Source organism: Paraburkholderia sp. BL6669N2, assembly GCF_003387275.1.
Classification (GTDB): domain Bacteria; phylum Pseudomonadota; class Gammaproteobacteria; order Burkholderiales; family Burkholderiaceae; genus Paraburkholderia.
In genome coordinates, this window is record NZ_QUNA01000001.1 from 3,818,416 (window position 1) to 3,843,181 (window position 24,766).

Consider the following 24,766-nt stretch of genomic DNA (forward strand, 5'->3'; position numbering starts at 1 on the left):
GCCCCGAAGTTCGAACCAGAAATTATCCAAACGTAGCAATTTCGGCAGAGGATGGGGAACCACTATGAACCGCACCGCGTTAGCTCGCATACTTTCGATGTCGGCCGTTGCGGGTGTCGCCGCCGCCGGCGCTAGCAGCAGCGCTTCGGCCGCGCCGCTCGACGCACTGATCGCCGCAGCCAAGCAGGAAGGCCAACTCACCGTGATCGCGCTGCCGCACGACTGGTGCAACTACGGTGAGCTGGTCGCCGGCTTTCAGAAGAAGTACGGCATCAAGATCAACGAACTGAATCCGGATGCGGGTTCGGGCGACGAAGTCGAAGCCATCAAGGCGAACAAGGGCAACAAGGGCCCGCAGGCGCCCGACGTGATCGACGTGGGTCTGTCGTTCGGTCCGTCCGCGAAAGCTGAAGGGCTGCTGCAGCCGTACAAGGTCGCCTCGTGGAACTCGATCCCGAAGGAGTCGAAGGATGCCGACGGCTATTGGTATGGCGATTACTACGGTGTGCTCGCTTTCGAAGTCAATGCCGACATGATCGACAAGGCGCCGTCCGACTGGAGCGATCTGCTCAAGCCGGACTACAAGAACGCTGTCTCGCTGGCGGGCGACCCGCGCTCGGCCAATCAGGCGATCCAGGCCGTGTACGCCGCCGGTCTGTCGCAAAGCAAGGGCGATGCAAGCAAGGCCGGTCAGGCCGGCCTCACGTATTTCGCCAACCTGAACAAGAGCGGCAACTTCGTGCCGGTGATCGGCAAGGCGGCTTCGCTCGCGCAAGGCACCACGCCGATCATCGTGCGTTGGGACTACAACGCGCTGGCCGACCGCGACACGCTCAAGGGCAACCCGAAGGTGAATGTGGTGATTCCGAAAACGGGTGTGGTCGCCGGTGTGTACGTGCAGGCAATCAGCGCTTATGCGCCGCATCCGAACGCAGCCAAGCTGTGGATGGAATACCTGTACTCCGACGAAGGCCAGATCGGCTGGCTGAAGGGCTATTGCCATCCGATGCGCTACAACGAGTTGGTGAGCGGCAAGAAAGTGCCGCAAGCGCTGCTCGACAAACTGCCGCCGCCGTCGGCCTACAAGAACGTGGTGTTCCCGACGCTCTCGCAACAGGACGCGTACAAGGACACCATCACGAAGCACTGGGATGAAGCGGTCGGCGCGAACGTCAAGTAAGCGGCGTAGCGTGAGCCGCGGCGGCAGCGAAACGCGCCGCCGCGGCGCCTGAACGAAGCCTGAAGTTTTGCCGCCGGCGCGCCGCTCTTTTTCAGCGGCGCGTTCGGCGTTTGCCAGATTGCCCAAGGGTGAGCTATGAGCGCTTCATCGGATGCGGGATCGGTGCAGCCGGAACTGCTGGTTCCGCCGGTGCCTACCCCAACGCCTCGCGTCGACGGTCCGGGCCGCGCGTCGCCGTTACTCGCCTGGATCGGCGTGGTGCCGTTCTTTACGTTCGCGCTGCTGTTCCTGATTCTGCCGACCGGCTTCCTGATGGTCGGCGCATTCCAGGACCCGCAAGGCCACTTCACGCTCGCCAACTTCCGTGACCTGCTCCAGCCGACCGTCATGGATGCGTACTGGATCAGCTTCAAGGTGAGCGCAGCGTCTTCGCTCGGCGGCGCGGTGATCGGTTCGCTGCTCGCATGGGCGGCGGTGCAGGGCAAACTGCCTGGCTGGATTCGTCCGACCTTGATGACGTTTTCGGGCGTCGCGTCGAACTTTGCCGGCGTGCCGCTCGCGTTCGCTTTCATCTGCACGTTGGGGCGCGTCGGGCTCGTTACCGTGCTGCTGAAGAAATACCTGGGCTTCAATCTGTATTCGACCGGCTTCAGCGTTCTGAGCTTTTCCGGGCTGGCGCTGACCTATCTGTATTTCCAGATTCCCTTGATGGTGCTGATCGTCACGCCCGCGCTCGACGGCCTGAAGCGCGAATGGCGCGAAGCCTGCGATTGTCTGGGCGGCTCCGCTTATCAATACTGGCGTTACGTCGCGCTGCCGGTGCTGTGGCCGAGCGTGCTCGGCGCCGCGCTGCTGCTGTTTGCCAACTCGTTCGGCGCGGTCGCGACGGCTTACGCGCTGACGGGCAGTTCGCTGAATATCGTTACGATCCTGTTGTACGCGCAGATTCGCGGCGACGTGATGCACAACCAGAATCTCGGCTATGCACTGGCGCTCGGCATGGTGCTCGTGACCGGCCTCTCGAATGGCGGCTACATCTGGCTGCGTTCGCGCGCTGAAAGGGGACGTCGATGAAAAGCCAGTCACGCGTGGGTGCGTGGACCGCGATGATCGTCGGTTCGCTGTACTTCCTCATTCCGTTGATCGCGACGTTCGAGTTCAGCCTGCGCATGAAGCGCGGCGCCTACAGCTTCGAAGCGTACAGCGTCGTGCTCGGCGATCCGCGTTTTCAGGCCTCGTTCGGCTACTCGATTCTGATGGCGCTGCTGACGATCGTGGTGGGCGTGCTGCTGGTGGTGCCGACCGCTTACTGGGTGCAATTACGTTTGCCGAAGCTGCGGCCGGTGGTCGAATTCATCACGCTGCTGCCGCTGGTGGTGCCCGCCATCGTGATCGTGTTCGGTTATCTGCGCATCTATAACAGCAGTTCGATTCTGCCGCTCACCGGCAACGAGCGCGCCACCGATCTGCTGCTGGTGTTCGGCTACGTGACGCTCTCGCTGCCGTACATGTACCGCGCCGTCGATGCCGGTCTGCGCGCGGTCGACGTGCGCTCGCTCACCGAAGCCGCCGAGTGTCTCGGCGCGAACTGGCCGACGATTCTCTTCAAGGTGATCTTTCCGAATATCCGCTCGGGCATTCTGTCCGGCGCGTTCCTCACTTTTGCGGTGGTGATCGGCGAGTTCACGCTGGCGAGTCTGCTCGATCGTCCCGCGTTCGGCCCGTATCTGCAATTGATCGGAGCGAACCGCGCGTACGAGCCGTCGGCGCTCGCGATTATCGCGTTCGTGATCACATGGGCGTCGATGGGACTGATTCAGGTATTCGGCTCGGCCCGCTCCATGAGCGGCCAGAAAGTTTGACCAACGAGTTTGATCCAACAAGTTTGACGGACTGAGGCGGCGCATCATGGCATTCCTTGAGATCGAAAATCTGCATAAGTCCTTCGGGGCGAACATTGCGCTGCATCACTTCGACATGAAGATCGAACGCGGCGAATTCGTTACTTTCCTCGGGCCGTCCGGCTGCGGCAAGACGACCGTGCTACGCATGATCGCCGGCTTCGAAACGCCGACGCGCGGCATCATCCGGCTCGACAACAAGGACGTCACGCACCTTCGCACGCGACAGCGCAAGGTCGGCATGGTGTTCCAGTCGTATGCGCTGTTTCCGAACATGACGGTGGCCGAGAACATTGGCTTCGGACTGAAGATTACGCATCGGCCGCAGGCGGAGATCAATAGCCGCGTCGAAGAGATGCTGCAACTGATCAAGCTGCCACATCTGGGCGGCCGTTATCCGTGGCAATTGTCCGGCGGCCAGCAGCAGCGCGTGGCGCTTGCACGCGCGCTCGCCGGCAAGCCGCAAGTCTTGCTGCTCGACGAACCGCTCTCGGCGCTCGACGCCAAGATCCGTATCTCGTTGCGCCAGGACATTCGCGCGCTGCAGCGCGAACTCGGTATCACGTCGATCTTTGTCACGCACGATCAGGAAGAGGCGCTGTCGATTTCCGACCGCATCGTCGTGATGAACGAGGGCCGCGTCGAACAGATCGGCTCGCCCTCGGAGATCTACAACTTTCCGCGCACACGGTTCGTTGCGTCGTTCGTCGGCACGCTGAATATTCTGGCCGGCCATGTGGTGGATCCGGCCACCGGCAGGATGGTGGTGGACGGCCAGGAGCTGACCACGACACAAGAACTGCCGTCGAACGATGCGGGCAAGAAGCGCCTGCTCGCGCTGCGGCCCGAAGCGATCGTGCTGGAGCCGGCCGCGCCCGGCCGCAACACGCTGAACGCCACCGTCGAAGAAGTGAATTTCCTCGGCGCGGTGGTGCGCATCAGAACCCGCGTGAAAGACGCCGTGATTTCGCTCGACGTATTCAACGATCCGAATCGCGGTTTGCCCGAACGCGGGCAGCCGGTGTCGCTCGGTTTTTCGCACGAGAATCTGCTGGTGCTGGAAGAGGGCAGCGTTTAGAGGCCGCAAGTTGGACGGCGCGCTTGCTGCCTCGCAAGACACGCCGTAGAAAGCCCTACGGGTTATCCCGAGGCCGCCGTCCCAATGGATTCCGGATTCCCCGACAGGCTTTGTCCGGATTTCCAGAATCCCGGACGGCGCGTACACTGGATCGTCAGAAAACCTATAAAAATCAAGGCGTCGATCCAGGTGTAGAGCTGGCATCGACCTTGCAAAATAGAACCCGCGGCCGCAACGGTCCGACAACTAAAGCAAGGAGACAACGATGTCCGATTTCCCTTCCCGGTATTTCTGAATTCGTCCCTTGTCGCGGCCTAATGCCGTGCACAGGCGTGACGACTATTCGTTCGCATGATGCGCAGCGTGGCAGGCCATTTGAGCTCATCCACATCGCAGGAACCATCGTGAAGAAACCTATCCACAAAGTGCTGTACGTCCAGGTGATCGTGGCGATCCTTATAGGTATCGCACTCGGCCATTTCTATCCGGATTTCGCCGTCGACATGAAGCCGCTCGGCGACGGCTTCATCAAGCTGATCAAGATGGTGATCGGGCCGATCATCTTCTGTACGGTGGTGACGGGCATCGCCGGCATGGAGGACATGAAGAAGGTCGGGCGAGTGGGCGGCAAGGCGCTGCTGTACTTCGAGATTGTCTCGACTTTCGCACTGGTGCTCGGCCTGGTGGCCACGCACGTGCTGAAACCGGGCGTCGGCTTCAACATCGATCCGGCCACGCTCGACGGCAAGGCAGTCGCATCGTACGCCGCCAAGGCGCATGGCCAGACCACGGTCGACTTCCTGATGCACATCATTCCGGACACATTCGTGTCGGCGTTCGCGCAGGGTGAAATCCTGCAGATTCTGCTGATCGCGCTGCTGTGCGGCGCGGTGCTCGCGACTGCCGGTGAGAAGGGCAAGGTCGTGACGAGCTTTATCGACGGGTTCTCGCATGTGCTGTTCGGCATTGTGCGCATCATCACGAAGCTGGCGCCGATCGGCGCGTTCGGCGCGATGGCGTTCACGATCGGCAAGTACGGTATCGGCTCGCTGCTGCCTATGCTCAAACTGATCGGCACCTTCTATCTGACCTCGATCGTGTTCGTGGTGGTCGTGCTCGGCATCATCGCGCGTGCGGTGGGCTTCAACATCCTGCGCTTCGTCGCGTACATCAAGGAAGAGATGCTGATCGTGCTCGGCACGAGTTCGTCCGAAGCCGCGCTGCCGCAACTGATGCTGAAGCTCGAAAAGCTCGGCTGCTCGCGTTCGGTGGTGGGCCTCGTGGTGCCGACCGGTTATTCGTTCAACCTCGACGGCACCAACATCTACATGACGATGGCCGTGCTGTTCATCGCGCAAGCCACCAACACCGACCTCACGTGGACGCAACAGCTCACGCTGCTGGCGGTGACGATGCTGACCTCCAAGGGCGCGAGCGGTGTGACCGGCGCGGGCTTCATCACGCTGGCCGCGACGCTGGCCGTGGTGCCGACCATTCCGCTGTCGGGCATGGTGCTGATTCTCGGTATCGACCGCTTCATGAGCGAATGCCGCGCGCTGACGAACATCGTCGGCAACGGCGTGGCGACGGTGGTGGTGTCGGCATGGGAAAAGGAACTGGACCGCAACAAGCTGAACGCCGCGTTGCGTGGCGATGTGCCGGTCAAAGAACCGGCCGGCGTTTAAGCTGCCTGATCGGCAACGTCCTTTAACGCAACGTTCACGGCCGCGGACACCAAACGTATGAAACCGGTGTCCGCGCGCCCAATCCTCACGTCGTCGGCCGACGAAGCCTGGCCCGACGACGCTTCGCCTTATGCCACAATAAACGATCCTCACCGATCGGATATTGCCAACGTGACGCGACGCCTGCTGATCCTCTTCGCGCTCGTCGCCGGGCTCGTGGTGGCGTGCGGGCTCACTTACAGCATCGCGTGGCAAAGCGGCATCGACCATTTGCGGCGCAACGCCGCGGTGCGTGTCGACCGTACGACCAGCGCGCTGAAGAGCACGCTGGAGCGCTACGAATCGCTGCCGTATCTGCTGGCGGAACATCCCATCGTGCAGGACGCGCTGGTCAATCCCACGCCGGTCAATGTCGAGCGCGCCAACCTTTATCTCGAGGATCTGAACCGCCACGCGCGCGCCACGGTCACCTACATCATTCCACTCAACGGCTTTTGCGTCGCCGCAAGTAATTGGCGCGGGCCGGGCAGCTTCATCGGCGCGGGCTATCAATTCCGGCCGTATTTTCTCGATGCCGTCAAAGGCGGCGTGGGGCGCTTTTTCGGCATCGGTACGATCTCGCAGGCGCCCGGCTACTACATCTCGCAGCCGGTGCGGCGCGAGGGCAAGATTGTCGGCGTGGCGGTGGTCAAACTCGATCTTGAATGGTTCCAGGGCGCGGATGCGTCCGAACCGCTCGTCGTCACCGACGATCACGGCGTGATCTTTTTGTCGTCGGTGCCGGCGTGGAAGTACCACACCATCCGGCCGCTGTCGGGGCCGGTCGCCGATTCGATCTATCAGGCGCGTCAATACGCGCAGCAGCCGATCGCACCGCTGCCGGTGTCGATCGAACGCACGCTCGAAGGCAACGCGCAGATCGTGCGCATCGGCGGCGGCCGCTATGCGCCACGTTATCTGGCGTCGCGGCGCGGCATGGGCGAGCCGGACTGGCATCTGATCACCATGTCGCCCGTCGATCCGGTCGACGCCGATGCGCGCAAGGCGACCATCGTCACGGGCTTCGGCTATGTGTCGCTCGTGTTGCTAGCGTTTTACTGGAGAATGCGCCGGGCTCGCGTGCGCGAAGTGATGCGCAGTCGCGCGCTGCTGCAAAAAGCCTACGCGGAGCTGAACCGGCGGGTTGCCGAGCGCACCGCGGATCTCTCGCAGGCGAACGAACAGTTGCAGAAGGAGGTGGCCGAGCGCACGCGCGCCGAACAGGAGTTGCGCGCCGCGCACGACGAACTGATCCAGGCGAGCAAGCTCGCCGCGCTCGGTCAGATGGCCGCCGGCATCACGCATGAATTGAATCAACCGCTCGCTGCGTTGCGCGGTTTCTCGGACAACACGCGCGTGCTGCTCGAGCGCGGCGACCAGGCGTCGGCGCGCGAAAATCTCGAAGCGATCGCCGCGCTCACCGAGCGCATGGGCAAGATCACCAATCAGTTGAAGCTGTTCGTCGGACGCGCGCGGCCACGCAGTGCGCGCGCGCCGATCGTGCGGGCGTTGCGCAACGTCGTCGCGTTGCTGCAAAAGCGCTTGCAGGGCGTCGAAGTCGACTTCGCTTTGCTCGATGCGGACAGCGGCACGCGCACGCCGCTGAGTCTCGCCGACGACCATCCCGAACTGGTCGCGCACTGCGACGATCTGCGGCTCGAACAGGTGTTGATCAACCTGCTCGGCAATGCGCTCGATGCAACCGCCGACGTCCACCCGCCACGCATTTCGATCGAGATCGAAGTCGCCGATGCGAATTTGTCGATCGCCGTGAGCGACAACGGCCCCGGCATTGCCGACGACGTCCTGCCGCGTTTGTTCGAGCCGTTCTTCACCACCAAGGAGATGGGCCAGGGGTTGGGGCTGGGGCTCGCGATATCGTCGTCGATCGCGCGTGATTGCGGCGGCTCGCTGGTGGCGCGCAACGCGCCGCGCGGCGGTGCATTATTCGTATTGACGCTGCGCCGCGCGCGCGTGCAGACGAGCCACACAACGGACCCGCTGACCACGGGCTCCTGAATCACACGGAAAACGCCATGCTGAACCACGGCCTGCAAGTGCTGTATATCGAAGACGACGAACTGGTGCGACGCGCCAGCGTGCAGAGTCTGCAACTGGCGGGCTTCGACGTGATTGGGCATGCCTCGGTGGAATCCGCGGCGAAGACGATTAGCGCGGACTTCTCCGGCGTGATCGTCAGCGACATTCGCTTACCGGGCGCGAGCGGCCTCGATCTGCTGGCGCAATGCCACGAACGTGCGCCCGATGTGCCGGTGATTCTGGTGACGGGCCACGGCGATATTTCAACGGCCGTTCAGGCGATGCGCGACGGCGCGTACGACTTCATCGAAAAGCCTTTCGCCTCCGAACGTCTGATCGAAACCGTGCGGCGCGCATTGGAGCGCCGCAAGCTGGTGCTGGAGAACCTCGCGCTGCGCCGTGAGTTGGCGGAACAGAACTCGGTGGCGCCGCGGATCATCGGCAGGAGTCCGGCCATCGAACAGGTGCGGCGGCTGATCGCCAATGTCGCGCCGACCGACGCCTCCGTGCTGATCAACGGCGACACAGGCGCCGGCAAGGAGTTGATCGCGCGCAGCCTGCATGAGCTGTCGCCGCGACGTGACAAGCCGTTTATCGCGGTCAACTGCGGTGCGCTGCCGGAGCCAATGTTCGAGTCGGAGATGTTCGGCTACGAGCCGGGCGCATTCACCGGCGCGGCGAAACGCCGCGTCGGCAAGCTCGAACATGCGTCGGGCGGCACGCTGTTTCTGGATGAAATCGAGAGCATGCCGCTCGCGTTGCAGGTCAAGCTGCTGCGAGTGCTGCAGGACGGCGTGCTGGAACGCCTCGGCTCGAATCAGCCGATCCGCGTGAATTGCCGCGTGGTCGCCGCTGCCAAGGGCGACATGGCCGAGCACGTCGCGGACGGTTCGTTCCGGCGCGATCTTCTGTACCGGTTGAACGTGGTGACGATCGCATTGCCGCCGTTGGGCGAGCGTCGGGAGGACATCGTGCCGCTCTTCGAACATTTCCTGCTGGACGCGGCCGTGCGTTACCAGCGCCCCGCGCCGATCCTCACCGACCGTCAACGCGCGGGCCTGATGCAGCGCGACTGGCCGGGTAACGTGCGAGAGCTGCGCAACGCCGCCGACCGGTTCGTGCTCGGCATTGCCGACGACCCGGTCATGTCCTTCGGCGACGACGGCGCGGCTACGCAGCCTTTGAAGGAGCGCGTCGAACAATTCGAGCGGGCGGTGATTGCGGAGGCGCTGGAGCAGACCGGCGGCGTTGTGGCGGTCGCGGCGGACAAGCTGCAGCTCGGCAAGGCGACGCTCTACGAGAAGATCAAACGCTATGGGCTCGCCGCGAAGGGAGAAGGGGAGCGGTGAAGGAAATGAAAACGCCGGCGTCGCGATGCGAGGCCGGCGTGTTTGAATCAGTTGAAGCGCGTCAGGCTGAGCTGGCCGTTCAGGCTGGTTTCAGCGCCTTTTCGAGCAACTGGTCGAGTTCCGCGAATTGCGGTTCGCCCACATAGCGCTTGAGAATCTTGCCGTCCTTGTCGACCAAGAACGTGGTCGGCGTGAGCTGGACATTGCCGAACTGCTTGGCGGCCGAGCCGTCGTCCATTGCGACCTTGAACGGCAACTGGCGGGTTTGCGTGTAGTTGGCCACGTACATGGGCGCGTCGTAGTTCATCGCCACGGCGACGAATTCGAGGCCTTGGCCCTTGAAGCGGTTATACGTCTGGACCATCTGCGGCATTTCCTTCATGCACGTGTCGCAACTCGTCGCCCAAAAGTTGACGAGGTAGACCTTGCCTTTCAGGTCGGCGGTCGAAACTTTCTGACCAGACAGCAACGTGAAGGTCGCATCCGGCACGCGCTGCTGGCCGGCAAACGCAAAATAACCGGCGACGGCAATCGCGACGGCCACGGCGGCAATGATGATGTAGCGAAGCGGATTCGCTCGCCGGGTGGCGGTGGACGGCGTGGAGCTCATGAACGGAACCTCAGGAGTCGCGCGGAAAGCGCGGGACAATGCGTCGGTTTGGGTTTTCGGCCCGGTGCTGAACGGCCCCGTTATTGTAGCCCCATTCGGGCGGTGCGGCAGGCCGCGGGCCAGGAGCGGATAATAGGGTTTTACGTCCTCGTCAGTCTGATCTTCTGTCCCCATGCTCCGAACTGTTTTTTGCGTTAGTCGCTTTCTCGCTCGAATCCCGTTCTTTCTTACTTCTGCCAGCGACTCGGCGGCCCGCTTTTTTGCCCGCTCGCCGCGCCCGATAGGGAGCGGCGGCCGCCCGGTGGGCTCCGCGTCTCAATTGTCGAGCGCGCGCACGGCGTTGAGCACGCTCGCTTTCGCGCTGGCGTTAGGCGCCGCGCTGAGCGCCTGTTCGCCCACTTTCGACTGGCGGACCATCATGAACAATGACAACGGCTACACCGTCGACCTGCCGGCCAAGCCGGGCAACGATCAGCGAGCCGTGCAGATCAACGGCACGCCGATGCAGATGGCGATGCAGACAGCCGAAGCCGGCGACGCCGTTTTCGCGGTCGGCACGGTCATGCTGCCCAATGACGACGAAGCCACGCAGCGCGCCGCGCTCGATTTCCTGCGCACCGGCCTCGCCCGTAACGTGGGCGCCGCGCCCGATGCGCGTGCGGTGCAGATCCCGCTTGCTGCCGGCGGCCAGGTGCTCGGTCTGGAAATGAAGTTGAGCGGCGAGGCTGGCTCGCAGCACGAGACCCGCACCGTCTACGCCCGGCTCGTGGCGCGCGGACGGCATGTGTATCAGGCTGCGATCATCGCGTCGAAGCCGATGCAGCAGGAACAGGTCGACCAATTTTTTTCGTCGTTCCAGCTGTACTGAGTGCGGTATTTTTGGCCGATTCGGCGCCTGACGGGCGCGGCAGCGGCGCTGCGCACACTGAAAGTTCCTTCGCAGCTTTGCGCGCTAATTCCCGGTTTACGTTGAGGTTTTCCTGTTGCTCACCGTTCCTGTGGATAACTCTGTTGAGAACTCGCGAAAATTGGCTGGAGATGCCCATTCTATGGGCACTCTGTCAGATTCGGCTCTCTCGACGCCGCTAAAAAAACTCAATCAAATCAACGTCTTTTGGATGCAGCTCCCAGCGTACCTTTCAGTTGTTTCAAAATTTATCTGGAACGCGAGCGTGTGCATAAGTCAAGTCTTGACAGCATGTTTTTCGCCTCATAGAGAGCCAAAAGCCCGGCGATACTGGATCGCTTCGCCAATCTGCGCGGCGCTCGGCATCGGCGCGCCGGCGAGATCGGCGATGCTGCGTGCCACCTTCAGAACCCGGTAGTACGCGCGCGCCGACCAGCCAAAGCGTTCCCCGGCTTCGCGCAGCAAGGCCTCGCCGGCAGAGTCGGGGCGGCAGACTTCGTCCACTTCCCGTCCTCCCAATTCACGATTGGTTTTGCCCTGACGGCTTAATTGCCGCTCGCGGGCGCGGCTGACGCGCGCCGCGATGGCGGCGCTTGTTTCGCCGACCGCCGTCGAGCGCGCGGACAGTTCCGCTGGCGTGAGAGCGGGTATCTCGAGCTGGATGTCGATCCGGTCGAGCAGGGGGCCGGAAAGCTTGCGCAAATAGCGCGCAGCGATCTCCGGCGTGCAACGGCAACGGCCGTTGGGATCGCCGCGCCAGCCGCATGGGCAAGGGTTCATGGCGGCGATCAATTGACACGCAGCCGGAAAATCCGCCTGTAAGGCGGCGCGTGAAATCGTGATGCGGCCGGCTTCGAGCGGTTCCCGCAGCGTTTCCAGGACATGGCGATCGAACTCAGGAAGTTAGCTTTTTTGGTTTGTGCCGTTGTCAATCCTCGCGCAGCGAGGACTGATGGTTTTCAAGGTTTACACATCATTTCATGATGTGAAACGGCGGCCATCCACGTTACAAATTTATCAAATTGCTTTCATGGCATGCGCGCGGGCACCACAGAGGCAAACGCAGGACCTACATAAGATGGTCATGCGTTGAAGCCATAGGCTGGCTAAAGTCGGCTGTCTTCAGGCTGAATGAAATCAGCCTCCACCTCTACGCCGTACCGCTACCTTGACTCCAGCGAACTTGCCGACATCCTCGGCCTATCTCTGCGCACAATCATCCTGCGAGCAAGACACCGCCCTTGGCTGCTGCCACCCCGTGCGGTTCTATCTGACCGCGAGCTTCTTCGTTGGCGTCAAGATGTCGTCGAAGCTTGGCTTGCCAATCCACCTCTTTGACTGTCGAACAAGTCAGACGCCGTTCATCAATCACATCGTGGCCTTCACGAACGCCGTCCGCGTAAAAATCATCGGTGACGCCTGGGCTTAACTTGACAGGCCCTCGTCTGTATCTCGTCTAAAAAAGCGCAATTGAGTCTCTGAACACTTTGCCAAGGCGACGCTGCGGCCAGTCCATCTATCGGTCAGGGTTTGTTTGTTGCAGGTCTTCCGCTCGCCGGAACAGGATTGAAAGCGGAACGCCAAGCGCCTGCGAAACAGTCTCCAAGGTATCCAGACTGGCAGGTCGTAAGCCCCGCTCGAGTGCGCTCAGGGCGGACAGGTGGACGTCGGCCAGCTCAGCTAGTTGCGCCTGCGTCAAATTTCGCGCCTTGCGTTCAGAGCTAATCGAGAGACCAAAAGCCTTCCTTAACAACATGCAATTTTTTAGAAAATTCTGCGAAGGACAGAGTTTTCCGTCAAAAGCCTCTTGCGTACAGAGCGTAAAAGACTAAAATACGTCGCCAAAGACGTATTTGAGTTTCTGAAGCGCTTCGCCGACCGACCTAGGGCTCGTCAGAACTATCCACGGCGACGACGGAGTCCGCTTCTAGTTGTTGGCACACGGCCTCGGGATGGAAACATCGAAATCGAAGATGTGACTGCTGCTTGCCAGCGGAGCAGCCAAAGAACCCGAAAACTCCACAAACTTGGACCGGAGAGAGGCAGGATTTCATGAATGGCTACCGCCAAAAATCACGACCTGATGTCAATTGCCGAGTTGGCACGGCTGCTTTTCGTGTCGCGGGTGTACGTGGTCAAAAAGCTGTTGCGGAAACACACCTTGCGCCCAGTGATAGTGCGTCGTGGCCACAAGTACGTGTTTCGAGAAAAGGCTGAAGCTTATCGACGCAAGCGGCAGAGAATTGCGCGCAGAGCGCTGCGCGAGCTAGCGCGTATTTCGCAAGAGGTCGGTCTGTACGACGACACAAAGATAGACAGATGAGCGATGTTTTGACGCCGCCCGCTGTGCCCGCACCGGCGGCAACTGGCGGATTCGTTTTGTATTTGGACTTTGATGGGGTTCTACACCCCGAGAATGTTTATATGCGCCCGGGTAGAGGACCTTACATCGAGTCGCCTGCAGGGCACAAGTTGTTCGAGAATGTAGGACTGCTTGAGAAAGTCTTGTTGCCATATCCAGACCTTCAAATTGTGCTGTCGACGTCCTGGGTACGTGTCTACAAAAGCGTCGTAAGAGTCGCACGCAAGTTGCCACCAGAGCTACGTACCCGCGTGATTGGAGCAACATACCACGAGGCTATGGACGCAGAGTTGTTTAAGCAGGCGCCCCGTGGAATGCAAATATGGGCGGACGTTTTGCGCCGTAAGCCCGACGATTGGTTGGCCGTAGATGATGACTACCTCCATTGGCCTACTTGGTGTCGCGACAAGCTCGTACGAACGCATGAGGTCCTTGGAATAAGCGCTCCAGTTGTGTTTGCAGAACTGCGAGCAAAACTGGCCGCAATGTATCAGCAGGAGTATTGATGGCGGTTTATGCAGTTGACAGCACGGAATTTCGGCAGAATGAAGGCATAGTGATTGGAATGTACACAGGTCGATTTGGCTTTAACCTGCAGTGGGCTCATGTTTTACACGGCCGTTGCATACAGCACGGAGGCGTTGCCGACATATGGGCTGACGCGTATCACGCCTTGTACAGATACGAAAGCGCCCAGCTTGTGCTTACACACGACGACGAAGTGGCAAAGCCTGAGCAATTGTCACCGGCAAAGCGCAAACGCGTGACTAATGTAACTTGCTTCGTCGAGCGCGAGTGTGGCCGCATCCACGATGCGGCGGCGCGCTTTACCGTGTCCGTCGATTCTGTAGGACGCGTGAGAGGCGAAGCCGTAGCCACAGGCGCGCCCTTGATGAAAATTGCACGCGTACGCGTCGACCCATCGAACTCAGCCGTAGAAATCGGCCTCGCAGTGCTTCTTCATCTTGCAAGCAGAGAGCATCATCCAGTGGTCGCGGACTTGATACAACGCATGCGCCGCGGGGGCATGTAGTGAAGCTCGGCCCGGGGTGGTCCGGCGTTCGCTGGTTGGGCGACACTCGACGCGCCGCTGCGAGATATCAGCGCAGGCTGTTACGTCAATCAATGCGCTGTACGGGCCACTGGAGACCTCAGTGAAACTGGAAACCCGCGTGATGCGCTCAATTGCAAGGCGGCACAGCATTGTGATTCTTCGTTCGGAGCTTGCCGCGCTTGGAAGTCCAGCGCAACTTAGCCGCGTTCTATCCACCTTAGTTAAGTCCAAGAGGCTCGTGCGGGTAAGCGTGGGAATTTACGCCAAAACGCGGCTCAATAAATTTACCAACGAGCTTGCGCCTGCCGCTCCCTTCGAGACAATCGCGGCCCAGGTTTTTAAGAAGCTGAAGATTGATGTCGCTCCCGGGGAGCTGGCGCGCGACTACAACGCCAGCAAAACGACTCAAGTGCCCATGCTTGCAGTAGTAAATACAGGCGGCCGCCGTATCACACGCAAGATTCAAGTTGGGAGCAAAACTGTGACCTACGAGCGGAGAAGTGTGAATCAGCGAAAGGAGCGGCAACCGTGAAAGTCCAGGACCAATCGAGCGACGAACATTCGACGCGAGTGCGTGGTCATCCTGTCGTCAGTTCTGCGAGCTCGATATGACCGACAGCGGCTGGGACATCTCGATGCGCCGCATCGACGCGGAGTACGACCTCCCGCAATTCCACGCGTCATCGCTTGTCCGCAAAATCGCCGCAAACAACTTCAGGCTAGCGGTGACGGACCGCGTCAAGGTTGGACACTTGCCAGATGAGGTTATCGCGCGTATTGAGCACATCGTCCTCGAATCCTATCTGGAGGCCGGCGAAGACATCGACGAAGACATCCTCCGCGAGGACCTTTGGCAGCAAGCACTAACGACTCGCCGAGAGATGATTGCGAACGGCGAACTAATTTCAGAGGCGGAATTTCGCAGGCGCTGCAACCTGACATCGCGACGTCTTTCCCTGCTCCTCGCAGACGAGAGCGTTTTCGGCATTGAGGTCGACGGTGTGCAGTATTTCGCCGCTTTGCTTGCAGTTCCAGCAAATCAGCGGAGGAACCTATACGCAATCTGCCACGTCATTGCGACCGCGCCAACGGACGCCCGGCTGGACTTTCTCACTTCGCCGCGTGAAAGCCTTGCCGACCTTAGTCCGCTTGAAGCGCTCAAAAATGATAAAAATCGATTCGAAACAGTGAGCCGAATGGCCATGGCGTGGGCTTCGGAATGGTCGCGCACCTCCGTCAAAATTTACGACGGGAATCACGAGACCGAGCCGCCCGGTCTTGAACCGCTTTATACCGCGGCTGTGGACATTGACCCAAGGAGGTCACTGTGGGACCGCGTGTCTACGGCACTGCATTCGCACGGCTACGAATGGCCCCTCGGACCATACCCCGACGCTCGCACATTTAGCCTTTTCGTTGAACGTCAAGCGGTCGGGGATGACAAAGCGGCACCTGAAGCGTGCGTGCAAATCGCGCTCATCGGTGAGTACGTTCAGATTCGAATCGTCGCTGCACCAGGCACCGCTCTGCAATCAGAAACGGTCCCCAGCGGCAAAGCGATGGGCCTCGTCGAAGTTGCGAAGCGAGTTATCGCCCATCTCGTCGCGCAAAGCGCTCGCCGCTAAAGAGCGGTGTCATGATAAGTCGCATTCGACCGATAGCAATCAGAGCAAATGTGGAAGACGATAGTCTGAATGTCTTTCTGAAAGACGGAGGCATGCTACGAATTCCTTTGCGGAGGTTTTCAAAACTTTTGGGGGCAACCCCTGAGCAACGATGCGATTTCCGCATTTCTGCGTCGGGCACTGTACTGCGATGGGGTCAAATCGACGAAGACATCAGCGTCAGGGACTTGATGCGCGACGCTGAGAGGCACCATCGAGATGAGCGGTTGACCTCTCAAGTGCCTGCGGATTTCCCCTGGGACCCAACACCTGCTTCGCTAGCAGGAGCGCAGCCAAAACTTGCCGGTCGGTGGATTGATGACAGGTTTGTAGTCGGCCTGACCGCAGAGGAGCGATGGGTCCGTTGGGATGTGTGCGAGGACCTTGCACAGCAGCTTGTCCCCAAAACCCTCGCAGACGCCGCCAGATATCCGCAAAATTCGCGCGAAGTGACGCTGCGGCGGATGCGGCGGGCGATTGTAGGAAAAAATTGGACAGAGCGCTCAGAAACGGACTGGTTAATGGCGCGGCTGCGGGTCTTGCTTGGCTGGTGACAAGCAGTACAACGAAGGCGCGCATGTGCATAGACCTGCTGTTGTTGGTGATGCCTAGGTGCTCGCCACGGCCAACCGTTGGTGTTGGTCGTGGACGCCGCGCAGATGCACGCTGACGGGTACGCTTTCTCGCGGTCGGATAACGGAGTTTGGCTTACTAAGGTAGTACCAGCAGCATACCTCGCTCAGCTTGGGGCGGACGGGCACGGGACCAAAGCATGAAATGTATGTCCTCTTTCCTGAACAGCCGCTCTACGGATGACTCGAGATAATCCGTCGCAAGGCAGTAAGCGTCCTCGTCTGCCACCGGGCACGTCAACACGGGAGTGTTGTCCGGCAATCCAACCGGCTTTTCCGGTCTCGGATTGAACAGCCAAAGCGGAAGCAACGTGCCAAACTCAAAAAGCCCGTCGTCTCCGTCAAAAACGTTCGTGCCGTCCATCAGTATCCCAGCGAAATATGTTTGAGTTTCATTCGAGCACGAACAAGGTGCCCCTACTGCACGTCCGCCACCCCGAACCTCAGTCCTTGAAGACTTAAATCCGCGGCAACAGACGGCCGTAGGTATAGCCAATTCAACAGGCGTGAAGGCTCTCAAAAACTGGCTGGCATGTAGGGACATTTCTCGACGTTCACAAAACTCCGGGATATGTACCGAGATTTCGGCTCGATAAATATTTCGCGACACCTGGAAATTCGGTGAACTGCCGGAATCAGCGCAACGCCTGTTTGGGAAGCACCTTTTGTGGTCGGCGCGATGAGTCACCGACGAGGATGCGCAGCCGGCTCTTGCGAGGCGGTCGGAGTCCAGGGTCACAGGGCAAGCTTGGCCGGTACATTTGCCGCCGTCTGCGGTACCGGTGGTGAACAGACGTTATGCCAAGGCCAGAAGCGGCACGAGAATTGCGCGAAGCAGGACGGCGGGGTTGCACCGACCCAGGTTGCAGCCTGTCGCTTTGCATACGAAGGAGACCGTCATGCGAGTTGCTGTGAAAGGAATCTTGTTTTCGGCGTTCATTTTGAGTCTATCTGGTGTCGCATACGCGCAGGGTGCGGGAACAACTGGTGGCGGGGGCGCCGGTGCAGGCAAGGGTGGCACTGGAATGGGAACCCCGAATGCAAGCGGAACGACAGAGTCCCCATCTGGCGCGTCGGGTGCAAACACTATGGGAAAGTCAGGTGAAATGTCGCAAAAGCAGATGAAGCCGACGATGCATAAAAAGGGGGAAATGACTGCGCCAGCCTCCGACAGTGGCGGAATGAAGAAGGCTTATTAGCGGCGGTGCTGTTTGGGGCGTATCCTGCAATCTGCATGGTCAGGCTCCCGGTTAGTGAGGGTTATTCGGCAGGTTGCCGGGGAACGCAGGAGAGCGTCCGGAACGTCAGATGCCGATAGCTTTCATATGGACGCCGACTTTGAGTTTGTCTGTTCTGTAGTTAGCTCCTGCGCCTTCTGCCATCGAAAAGGGTCGCTGTGCAAATTGATGAGTAGCTGGTCGTGGGGAACCTGCCAGGAGGCATGCAATGGATAACGATTCGCGGGAAGAGAAGATTCGTGCAAGGGCCTACGAGCTCTGGGAAAAAGACGGCAGCCCGGAGGGACGCGCCGACGAGTATTGGGAACAAGCGCGGTTTCAGATTGATGAGGAAGAATCAAAAGCCGACGACAACGGAGACGGCCCGAAGGGCCGGCTGCCAGGGTGACGAAAACCGGCTAGCGCTGAGGAGTAGCCACGCCGTTGAGTGCGTGGCCGAGCCATAACCCAGGCCACTACATTCCTCTTGCTGGCGAACTGCACGGCGCGGTGCTCGCGTGGTGTTCCTTCGTTGCCGCTTCGTGCGACCGCGATGACAGTCCAAGCTGGCGCCGCCTGTACCCAAGCTTCGCGCGACGCGGAATCTCGGCGCTCGCTGAGGAATAGCCGACATAGAGTTCCTCACAAAGGGTCCTGAGGGCTGTCTCCGACAGACTCAAAAATGCTCGGCGTTGAGAATCAGTTTTCCGTGGACCCGTCGAGGTCGAAGGGGGCACCACCTGCGTGCTGCTCGAACCAAAGGAGCGCATCTTCCGAGCCGAGAAACCTGACGCGCTCTCGTGCAGCTTTCAGCGTCTTCACTTGGTCCTTGATGTCCGACGGCGGGTTGCCATAGGCGTTCAGAATTGCCTTGCCCGCAAATAGGCGTTCATAAGGTACACCGTCCTTGGTCAAGGTGACCACGAAAAAGCCACGCGAAAGGGGCTCGTTTATCAGGCTGTCGTCCGCAGTAATCACCTCGACAGTGGCATCCGGGTCAGTCGCCTCCGACCATAGCGGCGAGCCGCTCGCCGTATCAGTGCCTATCAGCTCAGCGGCTCGCGCGTAGCCATCCGGGACACTTGTCACAGTCTCGCGGAGTGGGTCGATGAGAAAAGATACGTCCATTGGCTCCTCCTGTGTTGACAACCTGTTTCGGGGCAACGTCGATGTTCACGATAATACACGACGCCCGTTGGCCGGAGGCTAAGCGGCCGAGCGGCGTACTTCGGCAAAACCACGCGGTAACCTCAGGGGGAGGGAACAAGCAGATTTGCTGTCGACGCCAAAATGATTTTGACCCGCATGCCGACATCGGATTGGCCTACCTGCCAATCGAGCCAAGGCTGCAGCATCGACGCCTTGCAGCTCTTCTAACTTGTCGTCCGCATTACGGCATGCGGGTCAAGCTGGCATTGGCGACAACAGTCCGGCCAGCGCGTGTCTCGCCTTGAGCTGCAAGACACATCGGATTTGAGCCGGTGTCATGGGTCACAGCGTGCTAACGGGCTGACCTGACCGTTGCCTTGAGAGGCTCGGCAAAAAGCGGTCGTGCAGCCATCGTGCTTTTCGTCCATCTAACTCAACATGTTGGCCGTTTGCCGCGCTACCAGACAACTGAACGTGACCCGCAAAATTCGTTCTCAAAAACACAGCCGCCCGGCAATGTCACCTTTACTGCGCACGCTGACTTACAGCCACGCTTCGCTTGAGCCTGTGACGCCGGCGATGCTACTGCAGTGCTACATCGCACTGGATGCTTTCCCACGGGAATCGGCACAAGCCACACTTATGCATATCAACGCCGAAGAGCACGCAGGAGGCGGGTGGCGTGTCTGCGATGCAGATTACTTGCCTTTATCCACCGCTCTTGCTGTATTCGGTGAACAACTCAACGCTGCTTCCCTCAACGACATCATGAAAGCTCAGGCCCGGATGGTTGAGGGTCTTCTTGGTTCGGAGCGGGCGACGCGACAGGTTAAAGAGCTGGCCTGAAGGCTTTTCATCGCCAGGCTTGCCGCCGTCGAATGCCGTCGCACGGTAGTGAGGCTTTCGGCCCGGACGAGAAGTGTCGTGCGTCATACTCACGCGCGAGCTGGTCCTTCAGAAGGAAATGGCGGGCGCTCAACCAGAACCGGTTCACTCACAAAACGACGCGCTATCCAATTGCTACGCCGACGTCGTCCGTCGCAAATCAAAACGCCCCCCGGATTTTGGTCGCGAGGGGCGCTATCACGTCAGAACACTTTCGCTTACAGTGCGGCGTCCTTCAGCTTCTTCAGCAGCCGCACTTTCAGACGCATTGAAGCAGGTTTCGCGGTGAACCACTTGTCTTCACCCGTGAACGGGCCCTTGCCGAAGCGCGCTTCTTCGTGGCGGGCACGCCCTGAGCCACAACCTTCAGCAGACCGGGCAGTGTGAACTCCTTCGCGCCCTTCTTGTGGACCGATGTCAATCAAGTCGAACGAGTGTGCAAGTCATCGAGCGTCTGATTGATGCCCGGTGATTTGCTGCAACGCACCTACCGCATCGCGACCATCATGCTAGGATTTCTGCGTACAACGCAGGCGTCAGGAGGGTGGCATGGACGGCTTCGTCAGGCATCAGATAGAAGGTGCGTCCGTCGACATCGACGTGATACCGGCTACGCCACGTGGCTACTGCGCGCGCTTTCGCATTTTCCGTGACGCGTCTGATAACCCGGAGTGGCACAGGGTGTATGTGTCGGGCAGTGTGTTCGATACGGCCGAGCAAGCGGAGGAAGCGGCCAGGTCGATGGCGCTCGAACGGGTGCTGGCGGGGGCGGCTAAGCCGTACCCATGAAAATTGCCGACCAACGGTCGGCAATTGAGTCTCTTGCGGTCCAGGACACGCTCTCGGCGTTTGTCAGCGCGGCGGGAACGCTCATTCCCCCCGGTGTCCCCAGGAGGCACGCCTGCTGTTTTGTCAGTCACCTACGGACGACGCGTATCCGTCCGCACCCGGAGCGTGCCCGGGACCAGGCTCGTGCCGGTCTGGGCGCTCACGGAAAATGACGGCTGAGCTGCGACCAGTTGTCGAATGGAATTCAATTGAGATGCGAGCTCTTGTTTTTACCAGTCCGGAGCCGTATTGCTAATAAAGGAAAGGGCTCCCGAGAAGACCTCCATCACCGTCATGAGTTATCAGCAAGCCAACGTCTTGCTTTGGAGTGCGCATACTTCCATGCAGCGTCCCAACCCGAATGCATAGACTTGCGCGAACTTGGCGGCTACGGATTCGGAGCGGGCAAGAATGGCACCCGCCTATAATGACTATCACAAGGTGGGAAGCGCCGTCGCGGCGAACTGCCGGAACGTAAGCAGAGGTCGGTTGCGGTCGGATGTGATGCGACGGTTGCAGAAGTTGTAGTGAGCTGGAACAGCAGTTTGCTCCGCAGTTACATGCTTTGAGGCTCAACAATGAGGCGGCGGCGTGACTACAGACTCTAATAAAAGTAGCATTGCTGCGCTGACGCTGGCTGCCATTGGAATTGTGTACGGCGACATTGGAACCAGTCCGCTTTACACAATGAAGGAGGTATTCGCGAAACATCACGGTCTTTCGCTTGTCCCTGTCAATGTGCTGGGGGTGGTCTCGCTGATTTTGTGGGGCCTCATAATCGTGATTTCGCTCAAGTACGTAACTCTTGTTTTGCGGGCGGACAACCGAGGGGAAGGCGGCATTATGGCGATGACCGCGCTAGCGCTATCGTCGGTCACTCAGAAATCCCGTTGGTACTATCCGGTGATGCTGCTTGGCATGGTCGGCGCAGGGCTGTTTTTCGGCGACGGTGTGATTACGCCAGCCATTTCAGTCCTGTCGGCCATTGAAGGGTTGGAAGTGGCCGCGCCGGCTCTTAAGCCGTATGTTATCCCTGTGACATTGGCCGTTCTGGTTGCACTGTACTTGTTGCAGCGCAGGGGCACAGCCGGTATCGGAAAATGGTTCGGCCCGATTGTGCTGGTCTGGTTCATTACGCTTGCTGCGATGGGCGTTGCTAATATCGCTAAGAACCCGGTCATTCTGATTGCCTTCAATCCGCTCCACGCCCTCGGCTTTCTCATCCACAACGGGTGGTTGGCCTTCGTCGCCCTCGGTGCGGTTGTCCTGGCGCTCACCGGTGCGGAAGCGCTGTATGCTGATATGGGCCATTTTGGCAAGAAGACAGTTCGCTTGGCCTGGTTCTCTATCGTCGCTCCCGCGCTGGCACTCAATTACCTCGGGCAAGGCGCCTTGTTGTTATCGAATCCGGCGGCGGTTTCGAATCCTTTCTTTCTGCAACTTGGCCCTTGGAGCGTCTATCCGCTCGTAGTGCTCTCGACGATGGCGACGGTTATCGCATCGCAGGCGACAATCTCGGGTGCATTTTCAGTGACTCAGCAAGCTATTGCGCTGGGCTTCCTGCCCCGTATGCGCATCCGCCAGACCTCTGAAAGTCAAAAGGGGCAAATCTACATCCCACTCGTCAATTGGCTCCAGCTCACGGCTGTCATATTGGCCGTTGTGGGATTCGGCTCGTCTTCCAATTTGGCTTCGGCCTACGGCATTGCTGCGACCGCTACGATGTTGACGACGACGCTGCTGACGTTTTTCGTTGTTCGTTTCGGCTGGAATTTTCCGCTGCTGCTGTCGGTCGCAGCGACCGGATTCTTTTTGACGATTGACGTCGCTTTGTTCTCTTCCACGAGTTTGAAAATCATTAGCGGCGGCTGGTTTACGCTAACAATCAGTGCGCTGATGGTCATGCTCATGCTGACGTGGCGAAGGGGGCGCGAACTGGTATTCCAAAGCCTCCAACGCCAACTCATCCCTCTCGACGACTTCCTCCAGTCGCTCTTCATCAATCCACCGCTACGCGTGCCTGGTACGGCCGTCTTCTTCCGTGCAGAAGGTGACGGCGTACCCCATGCGCTGTTGCATAACCTACTGCATAACCAGGTGCTGCATGAACGAACGATATTTTTGACTGTGTACGCCACCGACATCCCCAGAGTTCCGGATAGGGAACGCATCAAGGTGGTCCCGCTTGGACACAATTGCTATCAAGTCAACGTCTACTATGGGTTCTCGGATGAGCGCGACATACCGCGCGCTTTGCAAAAAGGTCGGCATGCTGGACTCTCGATTAACCCGATGCAAACTTCCTTCTTTATCGCCCGCCAGACAGTCCTCGCCACGCCGAAAGCCGGCATGGCGCTATGGCGGGAAGCCTTGTATTCCACGATGTCTCGCAACGCTCGCGACGCGGCTGATTACTTCAAGATTCCGCCCAACCGGGTCATCGAACTGGGAGCGCAGGTAGAGATTTGAAGGGTAATGCCGACTCGAGCGAAGAGTTTCGGCTCCGTCCTTGGCTACATCACGTTGGAAAAAGTGGCGATAGTTGCCTGTACAGCGCTCGGAACGAGGCCAATCGCTCCGTTGAGCGCCGGCCTTCTTAGGAACGAACGCCTGCGATATAGGTGGCCGGCGCGCAACATCCGAAATTCTCCACCGGCCGCTAACCAGCCGAGACGCGCGGCTCCGAGGGCAGCGACGACGGTTGGCACGTCGGGGCCTATGATGAAATGACCGAGGTGCGGGAATCGCGCCTCCTAACCGAGAGGAGTGGAAATCATGGCCACGCAGGACACTGAATGCAGCGTTTACAGCGTCACTGAGATTATCGGCACCAGCCCGAACTCTTGGGAAGATGCCGCGAAGAATGCTGTGGAACTCGCTGCGAATTCGCTACGAGATTTGCGCGTTGCCGGAGTCGGCAAGCTTGACATGAGGGTTGATGGCGGCAAGGTCGTCGAGTATCGCGCGCGCGTATCTTTGTCATTCAAGTACGAAGCCTGAGTGGCGGCTCGCAGCGGCGGCGCGCACTGCTCTGTGTGAAGAAAAACGCGCAGGAAGGCGCCCAGGTAAAGGCCGTCAGGCCGTCGCCCTTGGCATTCGCGCCGGAGCCGGCCCAGCGGCACGGCCTGGGTCGCCCAGGGTGCTGAGTCTTGCCCAGTCATGCCGACACGACACCTGCCGTTCGGATGCCAGCTGTCTCGCGTGCATCGTTGTACCTGCCAGCGGTCTGTATGGCGCGCCGCCGGTCGTGCCGGTTATGATTCTCAGGATAGCTTACATTGCACAGACTCCCTGGAACAGCCCTTGCTCGCAACCAGACTCCTGCCCAGTAGCCTTGTTCGGGGCGGCCATAGAAGGATGGCTTCCGGATTACCGCTACCTTACCCAGATGGAGGTTGTAATGAGCAGTCTTTCTGTTCAACCAATGGTTGCTTTGCAAAGAGCCAGTTTGGAAACGCTGTCCGATGTATGGACCAAGGCATTTGGCTGCATCGAAAAGCTGACCGAACTGAACGTGCGGGCGGTCAAATCGACGCTTGCCGAAAATCAGGCAATCGCAGACCTGGCATTGTCAACGAAAGACCCGCAGGAACTATTCGCCCTGCAGGCAAGGCGGGCGCAAGCCGCGATGCAGGAAGCACAGTCGTACTGGCGGCACGTGAGCACCATCGTGTACGGCACCCAGGCCGAACTTGCCGCGAGCGCCGAGGCCCAACTGAAGCAGCAACAGCAGAAGACGCAGGCGTTGGTAGACACGGTCGCGACCAATGCGTCGGCGGGAAGCGAAGCCGCTGTGAGTGTGATGCAATCGGCTGTCACTGCCGGCAGTGAGGCGACGGACGGGACAATTGAAGCCGGTAAAAAGGCCGCCGAACAAGCACCGGAAATTGCCGAAGACTACATTGAGGCAGCAACTTCCGCCACAAACAAAGCGACCCAGCAGGCCGTTGAACAGGTCAAAACTGCGCGGAAAAGATAAGTGTTAGTCGACATGCCCTGTCGACACTGGTAACTGCCTGCCGCGCATCCCTTCGGCTTCGGTGTTCTCATCGTAAGGGCCCCGCCTGAGCGGCGTGCGCGGAGCGTGGGTGGGCATCCGGACGGTTTAAGCACGTCATCGAGAACCGGCGCAAGACGGCGCGACCATCGTAGCATTTCGCTGCTGACCTCGTACTGTCGCATCGGT

The 24,766-nt window shown here is 59.7% G+C and carries 24 protein-coding genes and 3 pseudogenes; 22 read left to right on the forward strand and 5 right to left on the reverse strand.

Annotated elements, in window-relative coordinates:
• Nucleotides 1–64 precede the first annotated feature (64 nt).
• From B0G80_RS17415 to B0G80_RS17445, 7 genes are all read left to right on the forward strand, one after another.
• Nucleotides 65–1,180 (forward strand): ABC transporter substrate-binding protein, encoded by a 1,116-nt coding sequence (locus B0G80_RS17415; RefSeq protein WP_106282253.1) that lies wholly within the window; start codon nt 65–67, stop codon nt 1,178–1,180.
• A 135-nt stretch (nt 1,181–1,315) separates the two neighbouring features.
• Nucleotides 1,316–2,254 (forward strand): ABC transporter permease subunit, encoded by a 939-nt coding sequence (locus B0G80_RS17420; RefSeq protein ID WP_116118783.1) that lies wholly within the window; start codon nt 1,316–1,318, stop codon nt 2,252–2,254.
• On the forward strand, nt 2,251–3,042 hold the full coding sequence (locus tag B0G80_RS17425; protein WP_106282249.1) for an ABC transporter permease: 792 nt from the start codon (nt 2,251–2,253) through the stop codon (nt 3,040–3,042). The genes B0G80_RS17420 and B0G80_RS17425 overlap by 4 nt, the downstream gene beginning before the upstream one ends.
• Before the next feature lie 46 nt (nt 3,043–3,088).
• Entirely contained in the window at nt 3,089–4,159 is a 1,071-nt protein-coding gene (locus tag B0G80_RS17430; RefSeq protein WP_116118784.1) for an ABC transporter ATP-binding protein, read from the forward strand.
• 404 nt (nt 4,160–4,563) lie between these two features.
• Complete coding sequence (locus tag B0G80_RS17435; protein WP_106282311.1) at nt 4,564–5,844, forward strand: dicarboxylate/amino acid:cation symporter; 1,281 nt, start codon at nt 4,564–4,566, stop codon at nt 5,842–5,844.
• A 57-nt stretch (nt 5,845–5,901) separates the two neighbouring features.
• Entirely contained in the window at nt 5,902–7,902 is a 2,001-nt protein-coding gene (locus B0G80_RS17440) for an ATP-binding protein (protein ID WP_116118785.1), read from the forward strand.
• Between the two features lie 17 nt (nt 7,903–7,919).
• Nucleotides 7,920–9,272 carry a sigma-54 dependent transcriptional regulator gene (locus B0G80_RS17445; protein WP_181919971.1) on the forward strand — a complete coding sequence of 451 codons (1,353 nt, stop codon included), beginning with the start codon at nt 7,920–7,922 and terminating at the stop codon, nt 9,270–9,272.
• A 79-nt stretch (nt 9,273–9,351) separates the two neighbouring features.
• On the opposite strand, the gene B0G80_RS17450 is transcribed toward B0G80_RS17445, so the two are convergent.
• A complete protein-coding gene (locus tag B0G80_RS17450; protein WP_106302219.1) occupies nt 9,352–9,882 on the reverse strand; it encodes a TlpA disulfide reductase family protein in 531 nt (176 codons plus the stop codon).
• Nucleotides 9,883–10,054: 172 nt separating this feature from the next.
• Between B0G80_RS17450 and B0G80_RS17455 the strand changes: the two genes are divergently transcribed.
• On the forward strand, nt 10,055–10,750 hold the full coding sequence (locus tag B0G80_RS17455; protein ID WP_116118786.1) for a hypothetical protein: 696 nt from the start codon (nt 10,055–10,057) through the stop codon (nt 10,748–10,750).
• A 342-nt stretch (nt 10,751–11,092) separates the two neighbouring features.
• On the opposite strand, the pseudogene B0G80_RS17460 reads toward B0G80_RS17455, so the two are convergent.
• A pseudogene (locus B0G80_RS17460) lies at nt 11,093–11,692 on the reverse strand (ATP-binding protein); the annotation flags it as partial.
• A 613-nt stretch (nt 11,693–12,305) separates the two neighbouring features.
• Nucleotides 12,306–12,545 (reverse strand): helix-turn-helix transcriptional regulator, encoded by a 240-nt coding sequence (locus B0G80_RS48050; protein ID WP_116118788.1) that lies wholly within the window; start codon nt 12,543–12,545, stop codon nt 12,306–12,308.
• 300 nt (nt 12,546–12,845) lie between these two features.
• On the opposite strand from B0G80_RS48050, the gene B0G80_RS17470 reads away from it, so the two are divergent.
• The 9 genes and pseudogenes from B0G80_RS17470 to B0G80_RS17510 all read left to right on the forward strand — a co-directional run bounded on the left by B0G80_RS17470 (nt 12,846) and on the right by B0G80_RS17510 (nt 18,127).
• Nucleotides 12,846–13,112, forward strand: a complete 267-nt coding sequence (locus B0G80_RS17470; protein WP_116118789.1) for a hypothetical protein — start codon at nt 12,846–12,848, stop codon at nt 13,110–13,112.
• On the forward strand, nt 13,109–13,657 hold the full coding sequence (locus tag B0G80_RS17475; protein ID WP_116118790.1) for an HAD domain-containing protein: 549 nt from the start codon (nt 13,109–13,111) through the stop codon (nt 13,655–13,657). The genes B0G80_RS17470 and B0G80_RS17475 overlap by 4 nt, the downstream gene beginning before the upstream one ends.
• Nucleotides 13,657–14,184 (forward strand): hypothetical protein, encoded by a 528-nt coding sequence (locus B0G80_RS17480; RefSeq protein WP_116118791.1) that lies wholly within the window; start codon nt 13,657–13,659, stop codon nt 14,182–14,184. Before B0G80_RS17475 ends, B0G80_RS17480 begins: the two co-directional genes overlap by 1 nt.
• Before the next feature lie 121 nt (nt 14,185–14,305).
• Nucleotides 14,306–14,737, forward strand: coding sequence for a DUF6088 family protein (locus B0G80_RS17485; RefSeq protein ID WP_116118792.1), 432 nt, complete (start codon nt 14,306–14,308; stop codon nt 14,735–14,737).
• 76 nt (nt 14,738–14,813) lie between these two features.
• On the forward strand, nt 14,814–15,830 hold the full coding sequence (locus B0G80_RS17490) for a hypothetical protein (protein ID WP_116118793.1): 1,017 nt from the start codon (nt 14,814–14,816) through the stop codon (nt 15,828–15,830).
• A gap of 50 nt (nt 15,831–15,880) precedes the next feature.
• Nucleotides 15,881–16,423, forward strand: a complete 543-nt coding sequence (locus B0G80_RS17495) for a DUF2442 domain-containing protein (protein ID WP_220377461.1) — start codon at nt 15,881–15,883, stop codon at nt 16,421–16,423.
• Nucleotides 16,424–16,492: 69 nt separating this feature from the next.
• Nucleotides 16,493–16,645: pseudogene (locus B0G80_RS17500) on the forward strand (RNA--NAD 2'-phosphotransferase); the annotation flags it as partial.
• A 755-nt stretch (nt 16,646–17,400) separates the two neighbouring features.
• A complete protein-coding gene (locus B0G80_RS17505) occupies nt 17,401–17,700 on the forward strand; it encodes a hypothetical protein (RefSeq protein ID WP_116118795.1) in 300 nt (99 codons plus the stop codon).
• Between the two features lie 247 nt (nt 17,701–17,947).
• Nucleotides 17,948–18,127 carry a DUF2934 domain-containing protein gene (locus B0G80_RS17510; RefSeq protein ID WP_116118796.1) on the forward strand — a complete coding sequence of 60 codons (180 nt, stop codon included), beginning with the start codon at nt 17,948–17,950 and terminating at the stop codon, nt 18,125–18,127.
• A 290-nt stretch (nt 18,128–18,417) separates the two neighbouring features.
• On the opposite strand, the gene B0G80_RS17515 is transcribed toward B0G80_RS17510, so the two are convergent.
• Entirely contained in the window at nt 18,418–18,846 is a 429-nt protein-coding gene (locus tag B0G80_RS17515; RefSeq protein WP_116118797.1) for a hypothetical protein, read from the reverse strand.
• A 495-nt stretch (nt 18,847–19,341) separates the two neighbouring features.
• On the opposite strand from B0G80_RS17515, the gene B0G80_RS17520 reads away from it, so the two are divergent.
• Nucleotides 19,342–19,713: a hypothetical protein gene (locus B0G80_RS17520; protein ID WP_116118798.1), complete on the forward strand. Its 372-nt coding sequence runs from the start codon at nt 19,342–19,344 to the stop codon at nt 19,711–19,713.
• A 257-nt stretch (nt 19,714–19,970) separates the two neighbouring features.
• On the opposite strand, the pseudogene B0G80_RS17525 reads toward B0G80_RS17520, so the two are convergent.
• Nucleotides 19,971–20,173 (reverse strand): annotated as a pseudogene (locus B0G80_RS17525) (DNA-binding protein); the annotation flags it as partial.
• 128 nt (nt 20,174–20,301) lie between these two features.
• Between B0G80_RS17525 and B0G80_RS17530 the strand changes: the two are divergent.
• From B0G80_RS17530 to B0G80_RS17545, 4 genes are all read left to right on the forward strand, one after another.
• Nucleotides 20,302–20,541, forward strand: a complete 240-nt coding sequence (locus tag B0G80_RS17530; RefSeq protein ID WP_116118799.1) for a hypothetical protein — start codon at nt 20,302–20,304, stop codon at nt 20,539–20,541.
• A gap of 630 nt (nt 20,542–21,171) precedes the next feature.
• Nucleotides 21,172–23,049, forward strand: coding sequence for a potassium transporter Kup (locus tag B0G80_RS17535; RefSeq protein ID WP_116118800.1), 1,878 nt, complete (start codon nt 21,172–21,174; stop codon nt 23,047–23,049).
• Nucleotides 23,050–23,355: 306 nt separating this feature from the next.
• A complete protein-coding gene (locus tag B0G80_RS17540; protein WP_116118801.1) occupies nt 23,356–23,580 on the forward strand; it encodes a dodecin family protein in 225 nt (74 codons plus the stop codon).
• Nucleotides 23,581–23,980: 400 nt separating this feature from the next.
• A complete protein-coding gene (locus tag B0G80_RS17545; protein WP_181919972.1) occupies nt 23,981–24,559 on the forward strand; it encodes a phasin family protein in 579 nt (192 codons plus the stop codon).
• Nucleotides 24,560–24,766 lie beyond the last annotated feature (207 nt).